General features: G+C 75.4%; 6 protein-coding genes. 3 read left to right on the top strand and 3 right to left on the bottom strand.

Annotated elements, in window-relative coordinates; genetic code table 11:
* Positions 1–197 precede the first annotated feature (197 nt).
* Together ACJOT3_RS29930 and ACJOT3_RS29925 are read left to right on the top strand one after the other, a co-directional pair.
* Positions 198–1169 carry a cell wall anchor protein gene (locus tag ACJOT3_RS29930; RefSeq protein WP_406976488.1) on the top strand — a complete coding sequence of 324 codons (972 nt, stop codon included), beginning with the start codon at positions 198–200 and terminating at the stop codon, positions 1167–1169.
* Between the two features lie 155 nt (positions 1170–1324).
* Positions 1325–2116, top strand: coding sequence for a VldE C-terminal domain-containing protein (locus tag ACJOT3_RS29925; RefSeq protein WP_406976487.1), 792 nt, complete (start codon positions 1325–1327; stop codon positions 2114–2116).
* A gap of 125 nt (positions 2117–2241) precedes the next feature.
* Here ACJOT3_RS29925 and ACJOT3_RS29920 read toward each other — a convergent pair whose 3' ends face one another.
* Positions 2242–2460, bottom strand: coding sequence for a dodecin (locus ACJOT3_RS29920; RefSeq protein ID WP_406976486.1), 219 nt, complete (start codon positions 2458–2460; stop codon positions 2242–2244).
* 534 nt (positions 2461–2994) lie between these two features.
* Between ACJOT3_RS29920 and ACJOT3_RS29915 the strand changes: the two genes are divergently transcribed.
* Entirely contained in the window at positions 2995–3234 is a 240-nt protein-coding gene (locus ACJOT3_RS29915) for a hypothetical protein (RefSeq protein WP_406976485.1), read from the top strand.
* A 5-nt stretch (positions 3235–3239) separates the two neighbouring features.
* On the opposite strand, the gene ACJOT3_RS29910 is transcribed toward ACJOT3_RS29915, so the two are convergent.
* Both ACJOT3_RS29910 and mobA read right to left on the bottom strand, forming a co-directional pair.
* Positions 3240–6602, bottom strand: a complete 3363-nt coding sequence (locus ACJOT3_RS29910; protein WP_406976484.1) for a hypothetical protein — start codon at positions 6600–6602, stop codon at positions 3240–3242.
* Between the two features lie 652 nt (positions 6603–7254).
* Positions 7255–7803, bottom strand: a complete 549-nt coding sequence (mobA, locus tag ACJOT3_RS29905; RefSeq protein WP_406976483.1) for a molybdenum cofactor guanylyltransferase — start codon at positions 7801–7803, stop codon at positions 7255–7257.
* Positions 7804–8425: the final 622 nt, after the last annotated feature.

Here is an 8425-nt window from a genome sequence, read left to right as displayed (position 1 = left end):
CCTCCGCCGTTTCGGGCCGGACGGGCGCGGGCCGGTGAGCGCCGGTGCGGGGCGAGGCGGGCCGGTGCGGGGCGGTGCGAACAGGCGCGGCTGCCCGCTCGGACCCGCGGTGAAACCGCGGACACGCCAGGTGACCGGTGCCGGTCAGCCCGCGGCGACCCGTTGCCCGCTCCCCCGGCGCGTGTGAACCTGACGCCGTGACCTCCGCTCAGCTTCTGACCCTCGTCGCGTTGGGCGCCTTCCACGGCCTGCATCCGGGCATGGGCTGGATGCTGGCGGTGGCGCGGGGCCTCCAGGAGGGCGGTCGCGCCGCGGTGCTGCGCGCGCTGCCCCCGATCGCCGCCGGTCACGCGGTGAGCGTCGCGGCGGCCGCGGTGGCGATCACCGTCACCGGGTCGGTGACCGCGTCGGTGCTCTTCCCCGTGGTCGGGGGCGGGGTGATCGTGGCGGTGGGGCTGGTGATGCTGCTGTGGCGCCGCCACGTCCACCGGACGGAGCTCCGGCTGCCGCCCTGGCAGCTGGCGGCCTGGTCGTTCGTGATGGCGTCGGCGCACGGGGCCGGGCTGATGCTCATGCCGGTGCTGGCCGGGCGCACCTCCCACGACGGCACGGGCCACGGCGGCGGCCACACCGGCCACGGCGCCGCCCCCTCCCCCGCCGACCCGGGTACTCCAGCGCCCGGCGTGACCACCGGGGCCGCCGAGACGGCAGGGGCCGCAGGCACGGCCGCGGGCACCGAGACGGGCGGGTCGGCAGGTGCCTCTGGAGCCTTGGAGACAGGCGGGGCCACCGGGGCTGCCGAGGTAGCAGGGGACGGCGGTTCGACCGGGGTCACCGACACAGGCGAGGTGGCAGGCGCCCCTGGGGCCCCGGAGTTGGACGGGGTCGGTGAGACGGCCGCGGGCACCGAGACAGGAGAGGCGGCGGGGGCCGCGGCGGCGCCGGTTCCCGGGGACCAGGTGTGGGATCTGTGGGACGCCACGCTCACCGGGTTGTTCGCGGCGGGGGTGCACACCGCGGCGATGCTGGCCGCCTGCACCGCGGCGGCGCTGGTCGCGCACGATTTTCTCGGGGTCCACGCGCTGCGGTGGAAGGGGGTCACCATGGACCGGATCTGGGCGGTGACCCTGCTGGTGGGCGGCCTGCTGGTGCTGTGGTCGGTGCGCTGAGCGCGTTCCGCGTCCGGCGTTCACAGGAGTGGACGCGAAGCAATGTGGGGAAAATGTCCGTTGTGCCGGAAATCTGAGGATCTCCTGAGGAGTTGACCACTCTGGAACCCGCGCCGGGCGGCCACCGTCCGGCACGAGCGAAGGGCACAAGGGGCATGGCACACAGACCCGTACGACAAGGGAGACGCTGGAACGGCGTCCTCCTGGCCGTGGGCATCCTCGTCGTCCTGGGCGCCCTGGCGGCCCTGGGCACCCGCTGGGTCGCCCAGCGCGGCGACGTCGCCTTCCCGATCTCCACACCGTGGGGACCCGAATGCTCCGCGTGGGTCGGCGACGAGACCTTCCCGCTGGAGCGCGACCAGGCACAACGGGCCACCACCGCGGCCGCCGTCATCGCCCAGGGCGACGCCGCACCGCTGGCGGCCCCCGACACCGACGACATCCCCGACGCCGTGATGGACGTCCTGGCCAACGGCCCCGAGGACGACGCCGGACCCTCGCTGACCTGCCGTTCCGTCAAGAACGGCGAACTGCTCGTGGAGCCCGACCTGGAGCCCTCGGGCCTGACCGCCCGGGCACAGAAGCTCAAGGACGGCGTGGAGGAGCACTTCTCCGACCTGAGCCTGGGCGGCTACGTGCCCGGCGGCTACAACACCGGCCACGGCGAGGGGTCGGCCCACTACGAGGGGCGGGCGCTGGACATCTTCTACCGCCCGGTCGACGAGGACAACCGGCGCGAGGGCTGGATCATGGCGCACTGGCTGATCGCGCACGCGCCCGACTACGAGATCGACGTCATCATCTTCGACGACCGCATCTGGAGCACCTACTTCCCGTCGCTGGGGTGGCGCCACTACGAGGCCGACCCGGACAACGAGATCCTGCGGCACCTGGACCACGTGCACGTGGACGTGCAGCGCGGCCGGGACCCGGCCCAGGAGCGCTGACCGGCGCGGGCCGGCGAGGCGGGCCCGGACGGGCACAGGCCGACACCGACCGGAACCCACCGGCACGACACGGGGCCGGGCGGGGGACGACTCCCCCGCCCGGCCCCGCCGGTGTCCCCCGGGTTCTACCCCTCCGGTTCCTCCAGCCGGAAACCGACCTTGAGGCCCACCTGGAAGTGTGCGACGCGGCCGTCCTCGATGTGGCCGCGGATCTCGGTGACCTCGAACCAGTCGAGCCCGCGCAGCGTGCTCGACGCCCGCTCGATCCCGTTGTTGATCGCGCTGGCGACGCTCTCGGGCGACGTGCCGACGATCTCCGTGACCCGGTAGGTGTGGCCGGACATGTGGACCCCCTGACTGATCGGTTGCGCGCGGCCCCGCGGGCCGGCCCCGATCACCTGCCTCCCCACATTCCCCGCCCGCCACACCGACCCCGTCCCCGCCCCGCGCGTCGGGGAAGGGAACGGACGCGACGCTTGACCCGGTACGGATAAGGACTTTGGACCTTGTTGGGATTTCCGTGACCAGGAGGGCACGGACATCTCCTCCGTCACACCCCCGCAGCCCTTACAGAATGGGGACATAAGCCTTGACCTGGGACTTAAGCCCTCGGAGCGCCGGGACTCTCCCGAGACAACGTCGTAACTGACTCTTGACGTACCCCCGGGGGTGGCGGTGTACATTGGGTCTTGGCGCTCCGGTCCCCCGTCGGAGCGCGGGACGATGTTTCGAGCCCCCGTCGGAACATCGCATGCGACGCCGGGTGGTTTGCCCCCGTAGCCACCCGGCGTCGCCTTTGTCTTTTCCGGCCCGGGTCCCCTACCCTGCCGTTGCCGCCCATTCACCGGGCGTTCCGCTTTTTCTCCTCGGGGGCAGCGTTGGGCGATTCCGAACAGGCCGAGACCGTGATCTGCTCACGGCGCGGCTGCCGTGACACGGCGGTGTGGGCCCTGGTGTGGAACAACCCCAAGCTGCACACCCCGGACCGACGCAAGGTCTGGACCGCCTGCGACGAACACCGCGCCTACCTGGAGAACTTCCTCCAGCTGCGCGGCTTCCTGCGCGAGACCCTCCCCCTCGACGAACTCGACGAGCCCGGCGGCCCCGACCGCCCGTAGGCGGATCAGTCGGCGGCCAGGCGCAGGGCCGCGGCGCGCAGGGCCGGGTCGCCCAGGTCGGCGACGCGGGCGAGCAGTGCGGGCCAGGGGTCGGACCAGCCGTGTTCACGGACGGCCCGGTCGACCAGGCCCAGGACCAGGTGTCCCGCACGGCCCCGCAGCACCGGTTCCGTCCCGGCCCCGGAGAGCAGGCGTTCGCAGATCTCGGCCCGCCCGTCGTCCCGGTCCGCCAGCATCCACACCAGGTCGCCGCGCCGGGAGCCGCGCAGGGTGCCGCCCCCGTTGGAGCGCAGCAGCCGCAGCGCCAGGCCGGCCAGCTCCTGCGGCGGGGCGTCCTCCTGGCCGAGCCGGGCGCGCAACCGGCCCAGCAGCAGATTCGACGCCTCCACCGAGTACTCCCCCCGTTCCGCCAGGAGGGACAGGACCCGGTCGACCGTGTCGTCGTCCCGCGATGCCCGCACCGTACGGCAGAAGACTTCGAGCACCCGGACCAGACGGCGGTGCGGCGTGTCCTCCCCGGGTCGCACCGGGACGGTCATCCCCTCCGGCACGCGGGCCAGCAGGCACTCCACCGCCTCCGGGGCACGGTCGAGGCCGACCCCCCGCTCCCACAGGGACCGGGCCCCGATGAGCGCCCGGCCGAAGGAGTGCCCCGGTCCGCACAGGGCGTCGACGACCGTGTCGGCGTCCCGCTGTTCGCTCCAGCGCCACCAGCGGATCGCCCAGCCGCCGAGCCGCCAGTGGTCCGTGTCCGCCTCGGGCAGGCCGTCCACCAGTGCCGCCATCGCCGCCCGGTGTTCGGGCGGGCAGCGCAGCGGCCCCGGGGCCAGCAGGGCCAGGTGCAGTTCGGCCTCGGTGAAGGACGGGGCGTGCCCGGCCAGCGCCGGGAGCGCCGCCGGGTCGTCCAGGCAGTGGACCAGGGCGCCCACCACCGCGGCGCGCACGTCGCGGTGCAGCCCCCCGGTGTCCAGCGCACGGACCAGGTGCCCGACCGCGCCAGGGGGCCGGTGGTGGCCGAGCAGGCGCGCCGCCGTCTTGCGGACGGTGACCTTGGCCGGACCCAGGAGGGCGTCGGCCAGGGCCGGGCCCAGGAGCGTGGGCGGGGTGGCCAGGGCCTGGCGCGACAGCGCCGGTCCCGCCGCCCGCGACTGCGGCCCGTCCGCGCCCCGCAGGATCGTGTCCAGGGTGCGGTCGCCGCTGCGGCCCAGGGCGGACAGCGCCGCCTCGCGCAGCACGACGTCGTCGCCGTCCAGGTAGGGCCGCAGCCGGTGCGACGTTCGGGGCAGGTCGCCCAGGCGCACAAGGGCCTGTTCCCGGGCCGGGATACCGGCCGCCGGGTCGGCCGCGATGGCCGCCAGGCGGTCGGCCAGGGCCGCGGTCAGGCGGACCGGCCACCGGCGGGCCGCGTTCCCGTCCGGGGCCGGAACCCGGGAGGGGTCGGCGGCGGCCAGGGCCGCCAGCACGGTGTCGGTGGGCTGCGAGCGGACCAGCAGGGACCAGGCCTTGGGCAGCAGTCCGATGGTGTCCGGGTCGGCCTCGACCAGGTCCCGCGCCCTGTCGGCGGCGTCCGGACCGGACAGGTACAGCCGGGCCGCGGTGTCCCTCGCGTCCGGGTCGTCGGCCTCCAGCACCGCAGAGCGCAGGTGCGCGCGCAGCTCCGGCAGGTTCCGGATCCGGCGGCCCAGTTCCCCGGCCACCAGAGCGGTGGACATGTGCTCGCCGCGGGCACGGGCCGCGTCCAGCACCGGGGCCAGCCGCCGGTACAGCTCGGCCTCCGCCCCGGCGGGCAGCACCTGGTCCAGGTGGGGTTCGAGGTCGGTCGGGGTGTTGCCGTGCCGTCCGGACCACCACGGCGGATTGGCGCGGGGCCGCCCGGTTCGGCCCAGACCGTCCCGGCCGAACCGCTCGACCAGGCGGACGTACACGTCCAGGGCCCAGGAACGGGCCCGGGTTCCGGAAGCCGGGTGGCGCAGCAGGCGGATGGCGGTGTCCCGCAGCGCCCGGCGGGTGTCCGTGCCCGCGTCGCGGCTCCGGACGGTGTCGGTGAGCAGCCGCTCCAGGGCCGGGAGCGCCTCCGCGAGCAGGGGCACCGGAAGACCGGCCACCGAACGCAGCAGTGCGCCGCGCACCGGATCGCGTTCGGCGCGCGCCCGCTCGGCCCGGGTGACCAGGAGGTCCGCGACCAGTGCCGGGTCCCCCGTACGGCCCGCCGCGGTGACCAGGGCGGCCAGGCCGCGGGCCCGGCGCGCCGCGTCACCGGAGGCGGCCGCCTCCGCGAGCGTGTCGGAGACCTCGGCGTAGGGCAGGAAGGCGAGGGCGTCCAGGTCCAGGTGGGGGTCATGGCGCCGGTGCTGCCACCGCTGGTCGCGGCGGATCCTCTCCAGGACGGCCCGCGCCTCCCGGTCCGCCGTGCCCGGGGACATCAGGTCGAGGAGGCGCAGGATGCACCGGGGCGCGATCCGGTCGCGGTCCGCGAGGAAGCGGTCCAGGTGGACGGCGCGCACCTCGGGCTCCATGGCGCGCAGGACGGGGTGCGCCGCGTCGGGGTCCGACCGCATGGTGCGCGTCAGGGAGCGCACCCGGCGGCCGCCGTAGGGGTTCCGCGGGTACCGGGACGGGTAGAAGTCGCCCCCGTCCCCCTCCCCGTCCCAGATGCGGGCGGCGTGCGGGTAGCGGCGCCTGCGCCACCGCCCGTTCCCGGTGGCGAGTTCGGCGACCGCGGCCGGGCGGATCGGGTCGAGGGCGAGCAGGGCCCGCCCCACCGGTTCGTCGCCGAGGGTGCGCAGGTAGGCGACCAGGGTGTCGGGGTGGCGGCGGGCGAGCCGGGTCCAGGACCGGACCGCGTGGGCCAGGCCGGGCAGGTGGTCGGCGACGGCCCGCGGCGAGCAGGCCGGGAGGAGGGCGGCGGCCTCGGGGGCGCCGTGGTCGCGGCGGACGGTGGGCAGCAGCCGGTCGGCCAGGGCAGTGCGGCGGGCGTGGAACAGGGTGCGGTAGAGGGCGCGCCGCAGCCCGGTGGGGGCGTCGCGCAGGACGGGGAGCACCGCCTCGTCCGGGACCGGGAGCGTGCGCACGGCGCGCAGGGCGGCACGGCGCAGGTCCGGGTGGGGCGAGGCGAGATGGCGGGCGACCGCGTTGAGGTCGCGGGACACCAGGGCCAGGTGGGAGGCGAACGCCCGTTGGGCGTGCGGGGCGAAGCCGGTCCCCCGGACGTGGTCCTCAAGGTCGCGGACGACCGCGGAGAGTTCCGGGGTTCCCGCGCGGCGGCGGGCGAAGTCCGTCAGGGCGCGCATCCGCGCGGCACAGGAGAGGGGTTCGACGGTGGACAGAAGCTGGTGGGCCGACGCCTGCGTCGGCTCGGTGGGGCTCAACGGCCCAGGCGGAGACCGCCCTTCCTGATCGTCATGGCGCTCATGATGGGGGACGGTGCGGACATTCCGCAAGTCGGGGACCGGTCCGCGCACCCCCGGGCGTGGTCGCCCCAGGTCCGGGCCGGGGACGAAGGTGCCGCGACGACCCCGCCCGCCCTGCGGGAATCCCCGGGAACCTCCGAGAACCCTCGGGAATCCTTGGGAATCCCCGGGAACCCTGTGGCGGCGACCCGGTGGGAAACCCGGGACCGCCGTGGCGGTGGGCTGACGGGAAGCACCCAGGGATAGCCACAGCACTGGCCCGGCAAGGAGACCCCCAGAACCGCCGCGGGGACGGCGACCCGACAGGAAGGCCCCAGCACCGCCGTGGCGATGGGTCGGCGGGAAGCACCCCGGGATCGCCACGGCACTGGCCCGGCAACGGGACCCCCAGGACCGGCGTGGCGGCGACCCGACAGGGAAGCCCCCGGGACCGCCGTAGCGGCGACCCGGCGGGGAGACCTCGGAACCCTCAGCGGTGACCCGGCGGGGAGATCCCGGACCCCGTAGCAGTGCCCTGGCGGGGAAGCCCCGAACCCGCCGTGGCGGCGGCCCGTCTGTGACCCGGCGGGAAACCCCCGGCCCCCGGGACCGGCGTGGCGGTGGGCCGGGGTCAGCCGTTCAGGCGGCGGGTGGCGCGTTCGAGGTCCTCGGGGGTGTCGCAGTCGGCGACGGCGTCCGGGTCCGGTGCGGGGACGAGGCGGGGGGTGAGCGGGCCGAGCAGGCCGTACAGGGACCGGCCCGTGTAGGCGGCCAGTGCGGCGCGGACATCGGCGGTGTTCCACACCCCGGTGAGCCACTGTTCGCGCCCCTCGGCGTCGACGAACACGGCGTTCGGCTGGAGCAGGGCCAGGTGCTCCCCCGTCAGGTGCGGCAGGTCGGCGGCGAGCAGCGCGAACCGGTCGGCGATCACGTGGGCCAGCCCCGCCCGCAGGGCCGGGACCGGGCCCGAACCAGGCGGGTCCTCGCGCACGTACAGCGCCTCCGGTGTCTCCCGGTCGGGCCCCACGACGATGACCCGCCCCCCGGGCGTGTGGGCGCGGACCGCCGCCGCGACACGCTCCAGCAGGGTGCGCCCGCCGACGGCCAGGCCCGGTTTGTCGATGCCGCCCATACGGGTGCCCGCCCCGCCCGCGAGGATCACCGCGTCCAGAGTGCTCATCCCCCCAGCATGCCCGCTCTCCGAAGGCACCGCCCGCCGCAGGGGTGCTTTCCCGGCCCCGCGCGGCATTTGCTCAGCGGTGCTGAAAGTCAGTACTGCTGAACGTCGGCGCCACTGATGTTCAGCACCACCGCTCCATCTCAGCCTCCACCCCGCGGCCTCCCCCGCTTCACCGCTTTTGCTCAGCAGCCCTGAATCTCAGCACTGCTGATGTTCAGTAGTGCTGATTATCAGCAGTACTGCCGACCGCCGCACGCACCGGAGAGGACGGCGGCCCGAAGCACTCCACCCATGTGGGCGCCGCCACCGGGCGGAGCGTTTCCGGCCGAAGGTCGCGGTGGAGCGGCCACAGGGTGGCGGCCCGCGACGGCGCTGATGCGGGAGGGCCTGAGGCGTGGGGGCCGCGTCCGGGATGTGCCGGACACGGCGGCGGCGCGCAAACCACGTGTCCGCGCGCCACCGCATGTCCGCGCGCCGTCGCGCGGCGGTACGCGGCCATGCGCCGCCCCCCGGCGGTGGGCTCGGCCGCGCCGGCCCACCGCCGACCCGCTACGGCAGGAGTGCCGGCTGGTCCACGACCCACAGCCACGTTCCGTCCGGCTGGCGCCGGGCGATCTCGACG

The organism is Nocardiopsis protaetiae (assembly GCF_045446735.1).
Classification (GTDB): Bacteria; Actinomycetota; Actinomycetes; order Streptosporangiales; family Streptosporangiaceae; genus Nocardiopsis; species Nocardiopsis protaetiae.
The sequence above is the reverse complement of the archived record's forward strand: the minus strand, read 5'-3'. Positions and strand labels throughout refer to the sequence as shown.